Raw genomic sequence first — 14666 nt, 5'->3', positions numbered from 1 at the left:
GGTCCAGCGGCGGGTGAGGACGCTGGACCCCTGCCGTCAGAGGACCGTCGTCACCGGGATCCACTCCGTCTTCACGGTCACCGATTCCAGCGCGTCCGGCAGCGGCGTCACACCCAGTCCCGGCCCGGTCGGCACGGTCAGGTGGCCGTCGTCCAGCACGAACGGCTCGGTGATGTCCATGGCGTAGTAGCGGTCCGACGCCGAGGTGTCGCCGGGCAGGGTGCAGCCGGGCAATGCGGCCAGGGCCACGTTCGCCGCGCGGCCGATGCCCGTTTCGAGCATGCCGCCGCACCACACCGCGATGCCGTGGGCCGCGCATACGTCGTGGATCCGGCGTGCTTCCAGGTAGCCACCGACGCGGCCAGGCTTGATGTTGACGATCTGGCACGCGCCGAGCTTGATCGCGTCGGCGGCCGAGCGGGCCGAGGTGATCGACTCGTCCAGGCAGATCGGCGTCTTCACCACCTGGGCCAGCGAGGCGTGGGCCAGGACGTCCTCCTCGTCCAGGGGCTGTTCGATCAGCAGCAGGTCGAACGGGTCGAGCCGCGCGAGGTGCCGGGCGTCGGCCAGGGTGTAGGCGGTGTTGGCGTCCACCTGGAGCAGGACGTCAGGGAACCGTTCGCGCACTGATTGAACCGCTTCGACGTCCCAGCCGGGCTCGATCTTCAGCTTGATCCGGACGTAACCCTCCTCGACGTAGCCGGTGACCGCGTCGAGCAGCTCGGGGATCGAGTTCATGATCCCGACCGATACGCCGCACGGCACCCGATCGCGGGTCGCACCCAGCTCACGGCCGAATGACACACCTCGCGCGCGCAGTTCGGCGTCGAGCACTGCCATCTCCAACGCGCCCTTGGCCATCCGGTGCCCGCGGAACCTGGCCACGCGCCCCGCGACCGACACCCCGTCGATCGGCCCGGTGAGAGCCGGGACCAGGAAGCGGCGCAGCACGTCCGCGCAGCCTTCGAGGTACTCCGACGAGTACACCGGGTCGGCCATCGCGACGCACTCGCCCCAGCCCTCGCCGTCGGAGGTGACGGCGCGCAGCAGCAGCAACGAGCGCGTGGTCTGGGTGCCGAACGAGGTCCGGAACGGCGACTTCAACGGCATCTCGACCCAGCGGAGCTCGACTCCGGACAGCTTCACGACTCGTTCCTCTCCACTACGTACCAACCCGACTTGTCGAACCCGGTCACGCGGGCACCGGAGGCGAGCAGGCCGCCGAGCACGTCCCGCACGGCGTGCCGCCATTCGTTCGCCGCGGCCGGGTTCGTGGCTCGAAGCGTTTCGATGTCCGCTGGTACCGCGACCAGCACGGTCTGACCACCCGAAGTGCCCACCACCGGCGTGCCGTCCGGAGAGATCCCCAGCGCGACCACACCTGCGGCCGTGGCCGGACGAGGCTCAGCGGCGATCAGGTCCCACGTGACGAGGAGCCTGTCGGTGTCACCACCGCCGTTGATGTCGTCGGACATGTGGCCGTACAGGTCGGTCAGGTACTCGGTGGCGTCCGCGCCGAGCTTGGCCAGGTTGAAGTGCGCGTTGCGGCGGATCAGCGGGTCGAACGTCCAGGTGATCGTCTTGATCCCGCGGGCCAGTGCCCACCCCCGCTGGTCCAGCTTCAACGCGTGGCCGACGTTGCGGCCGCGCATGCCGGGCGCTACTCCGGCGATGTGGCTGTGCAGGGTGCTTTCCGCGGGTGGAGAGCAGAAGCCCGCGCACGCACCGATGAGGTCCTCGCCGTCGAACGCGCCGGACACGTAGTTCCCGGACTTGATCAGCGCCCGCATCAGCTCCGCCGTGACCGGGGGAGCGGACGACCGCCAGATCGACTCGTACAACCGTTGCGCGGCAAGAAGTTCTTTGTGCTCGGTGAGCTGTCTGACGGTCATGTCAGCTCCTTCACCAGCGCCGCGAGCAGTTCGGTGCGCGGCACCAGCTCGGACACCAGCACGTGCTCGCTGTCGGCGTGCGCGCCACCACCGACGGCGCCGAGCCCGTCGAGCGTCGCAATCCCGACTCCAGCGGTGAAGTTGCCGTCCGACGCGCCACCGACGGAGGCCTGCGTGATCCCCGGAAGCAGACGTGTGGCCAGGGAGAACAACCCCGAGGACATCGAGAGCTCCAGCGGCGCACGGTTGGGTCCGCCGGTCACCTCGACCTTCGCCCCGTCGAGCACCGGCTCCAAAGCCCGCATGGCCTCGTCCACCCGCAGCTGCTCGGCGAGATTTCGCACGCGCACGTCGACCATGAACTTCCCTTGCGCGGGAACGGTGTTCGTCGTGGTGCCAGCCGAAAGCACAGTCGGCACGACGGTGGTGCCGGCACCTGGATCAGCCAGCCCCGACACCGCCAGAATCTGGTGCGCCGCCTCAACAGTCGCGTTCACGCCGCGTTCGGGTTCGAGACCGGCGTGAGCGGCGCGACCGTGCAATGTCACCTCGTACATGGAGGTGCCTTTGCGTTCGGTCTTCAAAGCGCCACCGTCCGCCGAACCCTCGGTGACGAGTACGGCCTGGTGCTCCACAGCTTCCGCCTCGATCAACCCGCGCGACGACGGCGAGCCGATCTCCTCGTCGCTGGTCACGAGAACCGTTACCCCGTCCGGAGAATCCAGCGCGGCCACGGCGTGGAAGATCATCGCCAGGCCGGCCTTCATGTCGAAGCAACCGGGTCCGCGCAGCACGCCGTCCTGCACCGAGAACGGAATCCGTGCCAACGTTCCGATCGGCCACACCGTGTCGTGATGGCCGAGCAGCAGCACGCGACGCGGGCCGGAACCCAAGCGCCACCGCAGATGCGTGCCGATCCGTTCCGGCTGCGAGCCGAGCAGCGCGGCGCCCACCGAAGCGGTGACGTCCGCGCTGCGAGCGACCGCCGCGAGATCAGTGGAGGGCGACTCGCAGGTCACGAGCCGCTCGATGTCGTCGAGGAGGTTCATCAGGACACCTTCGGCGTTGCGCGCAGACCCGAGTGGATGTACTGCTCACCCGTGGGCAGGCTGTAGAACACGACCGAGGCCCAGCTGCCCTCCTCCTCGTACCGGCAGACGAACTGGGAGTCGCCGAGCGGCACGAGGTCGACCTCCGGCGGGTCCGGCACGAGTCCGGCCAGCGACCCGGTGACCGTCGTCTTCGCCCGCAGTCCTCGTTCGCCCTCGGTGACGTCGATCCGGAACGACGCACGCTCATACCGGCCCACGTGCCGCGCGATGTCCACGGCCGGAGGTTCAGCGGCCGGCCGCACCGGGGGTGGCATCTCGATCCCCCCGAGCTCCGCGAAGATCTCCCGGAACAGCTCTGTTGCCAGCTCGCTCGGGTAGCCGCCGTTGGTCAGCAGCGTGACCGCGAGCCGCTGCTCCGGCAGCACGCGCAGGAACGACGACTGCCCGATGGTGTTGCCGTCGTGGCCGATCAGCCGCTGTCCGTCCCAGTCGAACCGGATCCAGCCGAGGCCCCAGGAGTCGGCCTTCGAGTTCGGGTCGGGCACATCGGTCTGCTTCTCCGTCATGGCGTGCGTGGACGCTTCCGACAGCACTCGCGCGCCGTCCTGGGCCAGGCCTCCGTCGAGGTGCATCCGCGCGAACGCCAGCACGTCCGCGGTCGTCGCGAAGATCGTGCCGGCCGGCCCGACCGAGCGCGGCAGCATCCACACCGACGCCGGTTCGGTCCTGCCTTCGTGGGTCGGATGGCCGACGGCGGCGCGGTGCAGGAGCGCCTCCTCCGGCAGGGTGCCGGTGCGGGTGAGGCCGAGCGGTGCCAGGAGCCTTTCGCGCAGGGCCGTGTCCCACACCTTGCCGGTGATCTTCTCGACGACCCGGCCGGCCAGCGCGAAACCCGAGTTGGAGTAGGAGAACGTGGCTCCGAGCGGGGTGTTCTGGGCGGCTTCCGCGAGCAGTTCGGTGTAGCGCTCCAGGCAGTCGTCGCCGCGGCCGGTGTCGGTGAAGATGTCGCCGTCGATGCCGCTGGTGTGCGTGAGCAGGTGCCGCATGGTCACCTTCTGGGCCGCCACGGGATCCGCGAGCTTCAGCTCCGGCAGGACGTCAGCGATCGGCGCGTCGAGGTCGAGCAGCCCCTCGTCGACGAGCTGCATCACGACCGTGGTCGTCCACACCTTGCTGATCGAGCCGATCTGGAACACGGTGTCGTCGTCGACCTGCACGCCGGTCGCCGTGCTCAGGACGCCGTGGTGGGCTTGGATGATCTCGTTGTCGCGCAGGATGCCGAGCGCGGCACCGGGCACGCCGTGCTTCTTCGCGAGGGCGGAAAGCCTGCGCTGCCAGTGCTTCGGGTCGAGCGGTCGGCGGTTCTCGGCGTGCTCGCGGACCCAGTCGACGACGCGGCGGTTGAAGTCCTCGCGGTGCGAGGGCTTGCCGCTGAGGATGAACAGGTGCGACTCGTCCGGGTAGAGCACGAGCTTGCTGGGCACGCCGTTCTGGCGCAGCGCGGTGAACCACTGCTCGGCCTGGCCGACCGGGCACCTGTCGTCGTGCGCGCCCTGGTAGATCAACGTGGGCGTGCTGACCTCGTTGACCAGCGTGAGCGGGGAGAGCTCGGCGATGTGGTGGCCGGGGCCGCCCAGTTCGAGCTCGGTCAGGTAGTGGCCGCCGTCGGACGTGCCGGCCATGCTGCTCAGGTCGCTGACCACACCACCGGCGACGGCCGCGGCGAACCTGTTGTCGCGGCTGGTCAGGTAGCAGGTCATGTAGCCGCCGTAGCTGTAGCCCGTGACGGCCAGCCTGTCCGGGTCGGCGAGACCTTCCGCGACGAGCTGGTCGATCGGCTCCAGGAAGTCCTGCGCGTCGGCCTTGCCCCACGCGCCGAGAGCGGCCCGGTAGAAGGCTTCTCCGTAACCGTCGCTGCCGCGCGGGTTGAGCAGCAGGACCGTCCAGCCCTGCTGTGCCAGGACCTGGTGGTAGAGGTGGACCGGGTCGGCGGTGCCGTTCCACGCGTTGTGCGGGCCGCCGTGGATGTCGAGCAGGAGAGGTTGCGGGCCGGTGGCGGACGGGTCGCGGACCAGCCAGCCGTGCACGACCGTGCCGTCCGAGATGGTGAACTCGCGCTCTTCTCGCACGAACAATTCGGTCTTGTTGTGTTCAGTGTGGACAGTCGCGTCGCCGGTGCTCAGATCGATGGTGGCGACCTCGCCGTACGACGTGGGCGTGCAGAGGACGACCGCTGCCTTGCCCGAGGCGACGGAAAGCCCTGCCACGACCCGGGAATCTCCGCCGAGAACGAGCTGAGGCGCTCCGTTTTCGAGATCGACCGAGTAGAGCTGCGTGCAGCCGCGGTCGCGTGCGCAGAACAGGACCTTGCCGTCCGTCAGCACCGGAATACCGCCGGGATACCCCGACATGCCCGGCATGACGTTGCGGTCCAACGGTTCTGACAGGTTGCGCACCTCGCCGTCGAGGGACAGGAGCAGCACGCTGAGGTGTCCGGAATCCGCGGTGGTGCGTCCGGTGACGAGCAGGCCTTCTCCGGTCCACGCGACAGTTGCTGCCTGGCCGGTGGCGAGCCCGACGAGCCTCGGTTCCGCATGCCCAGCGACGTCAACGACGTGCACAGGCACGCGGAACGTGAGGTCGGCGTCCTGGTCGCGTGCACCCGTGAAGGCGAGCTGCTTGCCGTCAGGCGACCACGCGGGCGTGCCGGCGAACCAGTCGCCCTCGGTGATCTGCCGGACCTCGCGGCTCTCCAGGTCCAGCACGTGCAGGTGAGCGCGAACGCTGCGCAGATAGCCAGAACCGTCGGCCTTGTAGTCGAGCCTCGAAGCGGCGATCGGCGCCTTGGCGTCCGCGATGTCGACCGGCGCGGAGAACGCGAGCCGCGTGCCGTCCACGCTCCACACCGGCTGGCCCGCGCCGAGCGGCAGCGACGTCACCTGCTCGGGCTCGCCGCCGTCGGCCGGCAGCAGCCAGATCTGCGGCGGGCCGTCCTGGGCGCGCAGGAACGCGATGCGGCTCCCGTCCGGCGACCACACCGGAGACTGGTCGGACTTGCCCCTGGTCAGCTGCTTCGCCTTGCCGTCAGCCACCCGCCACAGCGCCCGCAGGTCCTGGTCGGCCTCGCGGTCGGTGGTGCGCAGGACGTAGACGATCTCGGTGCCGTCCGGCGAGAGCGCGGGCTGCTCGGGCAGCGTGTGGCCGTACAGGTCCTCGATGGTGGTCACAGTGGTGGTCACTTCGTGGTCCCCCTCTTGAGTTCGGTGCGGAACAGGTCGAGCACGTTCTGCCCCATGACCAGGGCGATGTCGTCTTCTGGCCACCCACGCCGGCGAAGCGCATCGATGACCAGCGGCAACCCTGCCGGGCCCTCCAGCCCCGGGATGAACTTGTCGGTGGGCACGCCCTCGATGAACTGGGCCTCGCAGCACGGCGGTGTGGTGTCCTCCAGGACCTCCTTGACGAAGTCCGGGCCGAGACCGACGTGCCGGATGCCCATGACCCCCGCGATGTGCTCGATGTGGTCGATCAACCGCTCGATGCGGAAGTCGGACTCGTGCAGGAACGGCGCGAAGAAGTTCACGCACACGACGCCGCCGTTGTCAGCGATGCCTCTGAGCTGCTCGTCGGTCAGGTTGCGGTGGTGGTCGCGCACCGCCCTCGCCGACGAATGTGTTGCCATGACCGGACGTGTGGCCATCTCCAGCACGTGCTCGACGCCCGCCGCGCTGAGGTGGCTGACGTCGAAGATCATGCCGAGGCGCTCCATCTCGGCGAACGCGGCGACTCCTGCCCGCGTCAGCCTGCTGCCGGTCGCGTCCTCACCGCTGCCGTCGGCCAGCGCGGTGCGGCCGAAGTGCGCGAGCGAGGCGATCCGGACGCCCAGCCGGTACAGGGTTTCCAGCAGTTCGACGTCCTCGCCGATGCCAGGCGCGCTTTCCAGCGCCAGTACCAAAGCGATGCGGTTCGATTCGAGTGCCGCGTCGATGTCCGCACCGTCGAAACAGAGTTCGACGGTGTCCGGGTTGCCCTCGGCGATGCGGTGCGCGACCTCGATCATGCGCAGCGTTTGGCGGAGAGCACCTTCGGGCCGGAAGACGTCGTCGATGAACACCGGCAGCACCTGCAGGTTCACCCCGCCTGTGTGCAACTGGGGTAGCCATTGGTCGCGGAAGTGCGGAACCCATCGTTCGACGGGCCGGTGGACGATCGCGTCCAGCAGGTCGTTGTGCGTGTCCGCGATGATCACGAAGCGTCCTCCCACAGGCTGGTGTGCCGCGACGGAGCAGCAGCTAGCAGTTCGCGTGTGTAGCTGTGTTGCGGGTCCGTGAGCACCCGCTCGGCCGTGCCCTCCTCCACGATCCTGCCCGAGCGCATCACCGCGATGCGGTCGCTCACGTACCGGACCACGGCGAGGTTGTGCGAGATGAACAGCATCGACAGGCCCAGCTGCCGTTGCAGATCGCGTACGAGGTTCAGCACCGCGCCCTGCACCGAGACGTCCAGCGCGGACGTGATCTCGTCGGCGATGATCACCTCCGGCCGGCCGGCGAGTGCTCTGGCGAGCGCGACCCGCTGCCGTTGACCGCCTGACAGGCGTGCCGGCAGTGAGGTGGCGCGGCTGGGATCGAGGTTGACGAGTTCGAGCAGCCGGGCGACCTCGGCGCGCTTGTCGGTGCCTCGCGGCATGGCTTCGGCGATCGACTCGCCGATGCTCATGCGCGGGTCGAGCGACGAGTACGGGTCCTGGAAGACCATCTGCAGCTTGCGGTGGCGCAGCCGGTGGATGTCGGCGCCGTCCAGCAGGATGCGGCCGGCGGTGGGCGGGACGAGGCCGACGGCCGCGGCGGCGAGGCTGGACTTGCCCGACCCCGACTCGCCGACCAGCCCGACGACCTGGCCCGATGGCACGGTCAGGCTGACGTCGTCGACCGCACGGAGAGAGCCGTACTGGAGACTGACCGAGTCGAACCTGAGTTCACTCACCAGACGCCTCCCCGTTTCGGCCGGCCATCGCGGGGCCTCCCACGACCGTCGCTTCCTCCAGGCTCGGCATGCCATCCGCGAGCCGCCAGCAAGCGACCTGATGCCCGACCCCGACCTGTTCCAGCTCCGGTTCCACCTCCCGGCACCTCTGATCAGCGAGCGGACACCGCGGCGCGAACGGGCAGCCCACCCCGATCTCCGCGGGCTCCGGCGGCCGTCCGGGAATCACCGCCAGCGGGGCGTCCCGATCCGTCTCCAGGTCGGGCACCGCGGCCAGCAACGCTGTCGTGTACGGGTGCCGCGCCGACGTGAACAGCTCCGCGGTCGGCAACTCCTCGACGATCCGCCCGGCGTACATCACCAGCACCCGGTCGCAGGTCTGCGCGACCACGGTGATGTCATGGCTGATCAGCAACACCGCCGCCGACCGCTCCTCCTGGACGCGTGCGAGCAACCGCAGCACCTCCCGCTGCACGGTGACGTCCAGCGCGGTGGTCGGCTCGTCGGCGATCACCAGCCGCGGCTCGCCCATCAGGCCCATCGCGATCATGGCCCGCTGCCGCATGCCGCCGGAGAACTCGTGCGGGTACTGCCGGGCACGCCTTTCCGCGGACGGAATCCGCACGGCTTTCAGCCGGTCGACCACCCGTGCCGATGCCGCCTTGCGCGACATCCCCTGGTGCACCTCGGACACCTCGGCGAGCTGCCGGCCGATCCGGCGCGTCGGGTTGAAGGACGTCATCGGGTCCTGGAACACCATCGCGAGCGACGTGCCCAGCTCCCGCTGCGACGTCTCCCGCAACGGCTTCCCGGCGAACTCCAGCCGGTCAGCCGTGACGACGCCGGGGTGCTCCACCAGCCGGGACACGGCCAGCGCGGTCAAGCTCTTGCCCGAGCCGGACTCGCCGACCACCCCGATCATCTCGCCCTGCCCGACCGTGAACGACACCCCGCGCACCGGCGTGATCCACCCGCCGGCGCCGGGGAAGGACACCCGCAGGTTCCGCACGTTCAGCAAGCCTTCGCCGCTCGGTGACTCCACTGTGGACACCGGCTTGGGCGCTTTCCGGACAGACTGCCGATGACCTGCGGCGGACGCCGCGGCCTCACCGAACAGGTTGAACGCCAGCCCGGCCAGCACCACCGCCACCGCCGGACCCAGCGCGGGCGCGGGGGAGATGTAGATCCGGTTCAGGCCCTCGCCGAGCAGCCGTCCCCAGTCGTACGAAGGCGCCTGCACGCCGATGCCCAGGAAAGACAGCCCGGCGAACGCGGTCAGCGCGCTCCCGGCGGCGAGGGTCGCGTTGATCACGAGCGGTTCGGCGATGTTCGGCAGGATGTGCCGCAGCAGCAACCGGAACCGCCCCACCCCGCACACCCGTGCCGCCGCGATGAAGTCACGGCCGCTGATGGAGGCCGTGAGGGTCTGGGTGAGCCGGGCGAACGACGGCGTGATCGCGAACGCGATGGCCAGCACCGCGCCGATGGTCCCGGTTCCGAAGATCACCGCGAAGAACAACGCCAGCAGCAGCCCCGGGAACGCGACGGCGATGTTCACCGCGGACGTCACGATCCTGCCCGCCCAGCGCGGCAACACCGACGGCAGCGAGCCCAGCACCAGGCCCGCGGTGACGCCGACGAGCGTGGCCAGCAGGGCGAGCCCGAGCGTGAGCCGGGTCGCGACCAGCACCCGGTAGAAGATGTCGCGGCCCAGCGCGTCCGTGCCGAGCAGGTGGTCGGCGGACGAGCCCTGCTGGAGCGCGTCGGTGTCGATCGCGCCGGCTTGCGAGCCCCACAGCAGCGGGGCGAAGACGGCCAAAGCCGCCAGCAGCACCAGCAAAACACCCGACGCCAGGCCTACTGGAGTGCGAAGAGCACGCATCAGGCCTCCCTGATCGTCGAACGCGGATCGAGCAGTGCCAGCACCACGTCGACAGCGAGGTTCACGAGCAACACGCCCGTGCCGTAGACCAGCACGATCCCCTGCACGGCCGGGTAGTCCTTCTGCTGGATCGACCCGACGATCGTGGAACCCAGCCCTGGCCACGCGAACACGTTCTCCACCAGCACGGTCCCTGCGACCAGGCTCGCGAGCATCATCGCGCCGAGCGTCAGAGTCGCGGTCAGCGCGTTCGGCAGTGCATGCCGTACGTACACAAGCCTTGCGGGCAACCGTTTCGCTCGTGCGGTGCGCACGAAGTCGTTTCCCAGCACGGAAAGCAGCTCGACCCGGACGATCCTGGCCAGCACCGCCGCCGGTCCGATCGCCAGCGCCAGCACCGGCAGGACCGAGGAGCCGGGAGCGTCCCGCCCGGCCACCGGCAACAGTCCGAGCGCCACCCCGAAGAGGCTGACCAGACCCACTGCCAGCAGGAACTCCGGAATCGCCGCCAGCACCACACTCGTGGACGTGAACCCGAGCTCGGCGCCACGACGACGGCCGCCCCTGGTGAGCACCGCCATCACGACACCGACCGGCACGGCCACGACGACCACGACGAGGAACGCGGTCACCGCGAGCTGCACGGTCGCGGGCAGCCGGTCGCCGATCAGGTCCGCGACGGGTGTGCCGGACACGAGCGAGGTGCCGAAGTCACCGGAGAACAGGCCGCCGAGGTAGTGCCAGTACTGCGTCACCAGAGAGTCGTTGAGCCCCAACGCTTCCCGGCGCGCATTGACGACGTCGGGCGAGGCCGTCATCCCCAGCGCCTCGCGCACGGGGTCGCCGGGGATCAGGTGGATCATCAGGAACGCCGCGGTCACCAGCACCCACAGCGAGGTCAGGAACCGCACGGCCCGCCGCCGGGCGAAGGGCAGCCAGGAGCTGCCCGTCACCTCGTGCGCGACCTGGGTCATGACGCGAGCATCCGGATCGACGCCGGGTCGATGCCGTCGCTCAGGGTGAACTTCGCACCCTTCACGAAAGTCGGCACCACGGAGTCGACGTACGGCAGCAGATCGACGGACTTGACCAGCGCGGCCTCTGCCTTGTTCCAGTGCTCGCAGCCGGTCGAGCCGGGCATCGTCGCGGCCAGCTTGGACTGCTCCTCGAACTCCGCGTTGCGGACGTGCCCGAAGTTCACACCTTGCGGCGGCACCGGGCCGGACGCGAACGACACCAGCTGGCTGGGCAGCGCGAGCGTCACCGGCGCCATCGACACGTCCCACGCGCCCGTGCCGAACAACGCCTGGTTGAGCCCTGCCGCGTCGACCGGCTGGATGGTCACCTGCACTCCGATGGCCTGCCACGCCTGCTGGATCAGCTCGGCGGCCGCGGTGAACGTCGGACCGAGGACGGTCGGCTGCAGCAGCCTGATCTGCAACGGTTTCCCGTTCTTGGTCCAGCCTGCGGCGGTGAGCGCCTGCTCGGCGGCGGCCTTGTCGTGCGGTGGGAGGTTCGAACCGACGTTGTCGCCGGTGCAGGGCCGCGGTTCGACCGTCACGACGCTCTTCGACGGCCTGCCCTTGCCGCTGGTCAGCACTTTGCCGACCTGCGCGAGGTCGAGTGCCTGCACGAGCGCGCGGCGCACCGCCGGGTCCTGCGCGGGCAAGCCGTCGGACTGGTTGAAGCCGAGCAGTCCCAGCGGCACGGCGAGGTCGACGTGCTCGACCTTCTGCGCCAGCAGACGTTCCTGGTCGGGGCCCGCGATGGTGGCCGCGGTGATCTGCCCGGACAGCAACAGGTTCACCGCGGTCGTCTCGTTCGGGACGACCTTGACGACGACCTCGTCCGGCATGCCCTGCTCGGCCGGCAGGTCCTTGCGGCGCGTCAGGGTGTAGTGGTCGTTCGGCGCGATCTCGGAGATCGTGAACAAGCCGGTGCCCTGCTCGCCCTTGGTGAGCAACGCGCGGTCGCTCATGCCCTTGGCGCACACGATCGGCAGCGAGCCGACGTTGGTGAGCAGGAACGCGTCCGGTGCGCCGCTCGTGACGGTGACCGTGCGCGTGGCCTCGTCCGCCGTCGCCGTGGTGCCCGGCATGACCATCAAGCCGACCAGCGGGGACTTGTTCTTCGGGTCGGCGGTGAAGTTGATGTTCGCGGCGACGTCCCCGGCGGTGAGCGGTGCACCGTCCGCACACGTGATGCCTTGGCGCAGCGTGAAAGTGGCCTTCGTGGCGTCGGCGTCCCACTTCTCCGCGAGGCCGGCGACGATGTCACCGTTCGCCGTGCGCTCGACGAGGCGGCCGTAGAGGAACCGGCCGATCGCGCGGGCGACCGTCAGCACCGTGAGCGCGGGGTCGAGCGTGCCGGGGTCGGCGCCGACCGACATCGTGAACGTCCTGCCGTCGGCGAGCGCCTTGGACCCGGAACTCCCGGACGCCCCGCAGCCCGACACCACGAGGACCGCCGCCACGGCCAGGGCTGTGCGCTTCATGACGTGCTCCGGAGGTGGTCGACGGCGAGGCGCCCGGCGCGGCCGATCACCGCGTCCACGGCGGGTTGCCGCAGGTCGAGGGCCTTCGCGCGGGTGAACACGGCGACGGCGTAGCTGCGGCCGTCGGGGTAGGTGACGACGCCTGCCTCGTTGCGGACGCTCGGCAGCGTGCCGGTCTTGGCCGCGACCTGGACGTCCGCTGGGAACCCCGAGCTGAGCCGGTGCGGCCAGATCTGCTGGGCCATGATCCGGCGAACCTGTTCGCACGCCTCGGGAGCGGCCGCGCGGTCGGTCCAGATGGCCTCCAGCAGCGTGGTGATCTCCCTCGGTGTCGAGGAAGTCGTGCGCTCGGGGTCCACAATGGCCAGTTTCTCGATCAGCTCCCACGTGGGGTTGCCGAGCGCTTCCTCGGCCTCCAGCGGAGTCATCGCCAGGTCGGCCGACATCGAGGCGAAGAGGTCCTCGCAGCAGCCCATGATCCGGGTGCGGTGCAGATCGAGGTTCTTGAGCACCTTGTCGACCGCTTCCTGCCCGATGCGGTGGAAGATCACGTCGGTCGCCGCGTTGTCACTCATGGTCATCATGAACAACGCGAGGTCGCGCCAGCTCATCTCGACGTCGTCCGCGCAGCCCGCGGTGCCGATGCCGCCGATGCGGTACTGGGAGGTGACCTTGGTCCGCTCGGTCTCGACCAGCCGTCCCGCGGCGACTTCTTCGGCGTAGGCGACGGCCACCGGGATCTTGAACACCGAAGCCAGCACCACCGGGTCGTCGGCGTGGTGGCAGAACTCGTTGTCCGTCCCGATTTCGCGGGCGTGGACGAACCCTTCCGCGCCTGCTTCGGCGAAGACGTCCGCGATCACGGGGCCACCCGCCGGTCCGCGCGGCCCGTGTGCAGGAAAAGCGCGCGGCCGTTGCCGTCGTCGCCGACGAACGCGTGCGGCATGTGGATGCCGTGAACCCGTTCCGCGGCAACGAGAGTGTCGTTGCGCCACGGCACCAGCTCGGTCTTGCCGGCGGACTCGGGGCTGAGCTCGGCCATGATCCCCTTGGGGATGACCTCCATCCAGATGCGGCCGTCCTCGTCCTGTGTCACGACCCGCTCGCCGACCGACGACACGTAAACGCCGGTGAACCTGCTGCCGTCGACCGGCTCCGGTTCCTCGGCCGGTACCGGCATGCCGGGCATGTCGACGCCTGCCAGCTCTTTGAGCACGTGCCGGAAGATCTCCTCGTACAGGTCGACGGTCTTGCCGCCGTTGGTCAGCAACGCGACCGCGACGCCGTGCTCGGGAACCAGGCGCAGGAAGGCGTTCTGGCCGATCGTGCCACCGTCGTGGCCGATGACCGTCGCTTGTGGATAGTGGAACAGCTCCCAGCCGAGACCCCACGCGTCACCCATCAGCGCGAGGTCCGGCACCTGCACCTGAACCTGTTGCATGGCCTCGATCGCGGCCGGTGACAGCACCTCGGTCTGCTTGCTCATGTGCATCCGGGCGAACTTGAGCAGGTCGCTCGCCGACATCGACAGCATCGAGCCCGCCGGGGCGTTCGACCGCACCAGCGCCCACACCGGCGCGACCTGAGGCCCTTGGGCTTCGTCGGGCGTGAGGTGGCCGACCGCCGCGCGGAACATGATCGCGTCGTACGCGCTGGTCGCGGCGTGGGTGAGGCCGAGCGGCGCGAAGAGGTGGTCGCGCAGGCACTCGTCGTAGGGCTTGCCTCGAAGCGTTTCGACGACCCGGCCGAGCACCACGTAGCCGGCGTTGTTGTAGCTGAACATCTCACCCGGCGCGAACAGCTGCGGGGTGTCCTGCAGCGTGCCGACGTACTTCTCCACGCAGTCGTCACCACGGCCGGTGTCGGTGAACAGATCACCCTCGAACCCGGACGTGTGGCACATCAGCTGCCGCACGGTGATCTTCCGCGCGGCCTCCTCGTCGCCGATGCGGAACTCGGGCAGGTAGCTCCGCACCGGCTCGTCGACGTCGAGCAACCCCTCGTCGACGAGCTGCATGGCGAGCGTCGTCGTCCACACCTTGGTGATCGACCCGATCTGGAACAGCGAGTCGGTCGTCGTCTCGACCCCGGTGTTCTTGTTCAGCACACCCGCGGCGGCCTCGACCACCTCGTCGCCCGCGGTGACGGCCACGGTGGCGCCCGGCACCTCGTACTGGGCCACCAGCCTGGGGAGGTTCTCCTGCAGCCAGTCGTTGATCTCGCTCAGCTTGGACATCCGCGCCTCATCCACGTCGACGTGACTCCGGTCACCGCCAACGCTAGGTACGGCCTGCTCGCGTCACCTCGTCGCACGCGACGAATCTGGCTGCCCGGATTCGTCCGCGCCGACGAATCCGTTC

The 14666-nt window shown here is 69.5% G+C and carries 11 protein-coding genes; all 11 read right to left on the bottom strand.

The features are described 5' to 3' along the window. Positions 1 to 36 precede the first annotated feature (36 nt). The 11 genes from menC to UK23_RS10040 are packed head-to-tail and all read right to left on the bottom strand — an operon-like array spanning position 37 to position 14542. The gene (gene menC, locus UK23_RS10090) at positions 37 to 1146 is read right to left on the bottom strand and encodes an o-succinylbenzoate synthase (RefSeq protein ID WP_045311148.1); all 1110 of its coding nucleotides are present in this window, start codon (positions 1144 to 1146) and stop codon (positions 37 to 39) included. After that, positions 1143 to 1892 (bottom strand): GNAT family N-acetyltransferase, encoded by a 750-nt coding sequence (locus UK23_RS10085; protein ID WP_196777679.1) that lies wholly within the window; start codon positions 1890 to 1892, stop codon positions 1143 to 1145. Before UK23_RS10085 ends, menC begins: the two co-directional genes overlap by 4 nt. Continuing rightward, positions 1889 to 2941: a M20 family metallopeptidase gene (locus tag UK23_RS10080; RefSeq protein ID WP_156212996.1), complete on the bottom strand. Its 1053-nt coding sequence runs from the start codon at positions 2939 to 2941 to the stop codon at positions 1889 to 1891. Before UK23_RS10080 ends, UK23_RS10085 begins: the two co-directional genes overlap by 4 nt. Continuing rightward, positions 2941 to 6183 carry a serine hydrolase gene (locus UK23_RS10075; RefSeq protein WP_231114446.1) on the bottom strand — a complete coding sequence of 1081 codons (3243 nt, stop codon included), beginning with the start codon at positions 6181 to 6183 and terminating at the stop codon, positions 2941 to 2943. Before UK23_RS10075 ends, UK23_RS10080 begins: the two co-directional genes overlap by 1 nt. Continuing rightward, on the bottom strand, positions 6180 to 7193 hold the full coding sequence (locus UK23_RS10070) for a dipeptidase (protein WP_196777678.1): 1014 nt from the start codon (positions 7191 to 7193) through the stop codon (positions 6180 to 6182). Before UK23_RS10070 ends, UK23_RS10075 begins: the two co-directional genes overlap by 4 nt. Next, the gene (locus UK23_RS10065) at positions 7190 to 7930 is read right to left on the bottom strand and encodes an ABC transporter ATP-binding protein (protein WP_045311145.1); all 741 of its coding nucleotides are present in this window, start codon (positions 7928 to 7930) and stop codon (positions 7190 to 7192) included. The genes UK23_RS10070 and UK23_RS10065 overlap by 4 nt, the downstream gene beginning before the upstream one ends. After that, the gene (locus tag UK23_RS10060) at positions 7923 to 9812 is read right to left on the bottom strand and encodes a dipeptide/oligopeptide/nickel ABC transporter permease/ATP-binding protein (protein ID WP_045311144.1); all 1890 of its coding nucleotides are present in this window, start codon (positions 9810 to 9812) and stop codon (positions 7923 to 7925) included. The genes UK23_RS10065 and UK23_RS10060 overlap by 8 nt, the downstream gene beginning before the upstream one ends. After that, a complete protein-coding gene (locus UK23_RS10055; protein WP_045311143.1) occupies positions 9812 to 10786 on the bottom strand; it encodes an ABC transporter permease in 975 nt (324 codons plus the stop codon). The genes UK23_RS10060 and UK23_RS10055 overlap by 1 nt, the downstream gene beginning before the upstream one ends. After that, positions 10783 to 12306, bottom strand: coding sequence for an ABC transporter substrate-binding protein (locus UK23_RS10050; RefSeq protein WP_045311142.1), 1524 nt, complete (start codon positions 12304 to 12306; stop codon positions 10783 to 10785). Before UK23_RS10050 ends, UK23_RS10055 begins: the two co-directional genes overlap by 4 nt. After that, positions 12303 to 13169 carry a serine hydrolase gene (locus UK23_RS10045; RefSeq protein ID WP_045311141.1) on the bottom strand — a complete coding sequence of 289 codons (867 nt, stop codon included), beginning with the start codon at positions 13167 to 13169 and terminating at the stop codon, positions 12303 to 12305. The genes UK23_RS10050 and UK23_RS10045 overlap by 4 nt, the downstream gene beginning before the upstream one ends. Continuing rightward, positions 13166 to 14542: a serine hydrolase domain-containing protein gene (locus UK23_RS10040; RefSeq protein WP_045311140.1), complete on the bottom strand. Its 1377-nt coding sequence runs from the start codon at positions 14540 to 14542 to the stop codon at positions 13166 to 13168. The genes UK23_RS10045 and UK23_RS10040 overlap by 4 nt, the downstream gene beginning before the upstream one ends. Positions 14543 to 14666 lie beyond the last annotated feature (124 nt).

It is taken from the genome of Lentzea aerocolonigenes (genome assembly GCF_000955955.1).
GTDB classification, from domain to species: Bacteria; Actinomycetota; Actinomycetes; order Mycobacteriales; family Pseudonocardiaceae; genus Lentzea; species Lentzea aerocolonigenes_A.
The sequence above is the reverse complement of the archived record's forward strand: the minus strand, read 5'-3'. Positions and strand labels throughout refer to the sequence as shown.

Bases quoted from the DNA above. Each gene is read 5' to 3' on its own strand.
- UK23_RS10085 (WP_196777679.1), bottom strand. From the start codon at position 1,892: ATGACCGTCAGACAGCTCACCGAGCACAAAGAACTTCTTGCCGCGCAA.
- UK23_RS10080 (WP_156212996.1), bottom strand. From the start codon at position 2,941: ATGAACCTCCTCGACGACATCGAGCGGCTCGTGACCTGCGAGTCGCCC.
- UK23_RS10060 (WP_045311144.1), bottom strand. From the start codon at position 9,812: ATGCGTGCTCTTCGCACTCCAGTAGGCCTGGCGTCGGGTGTTTTGCTG.
- UK23_RS10055 (WP_045311143.1), bottom strand. From the start codon at position 10,786: ATGACCCAGGTCGCGCACGAGGTGACGGGCAGCTCCTGGCTGCCCTTC.
- UK23_RS10050 (WP_045311142.1), bottom strand. From the start codon at position 12,306: ATGAAGCGCACAGCCCTGGCCGTGGCGGCGGTCCTCGTGGTGTCGGGC.
- UK23_RS10040 (WP_045311140.1), bottom strand. From the start codon at position 14,542: ATGTCCAAGCTGAGCGAGATCAACGACTGGCTGCAGGAGAACCTCCCC.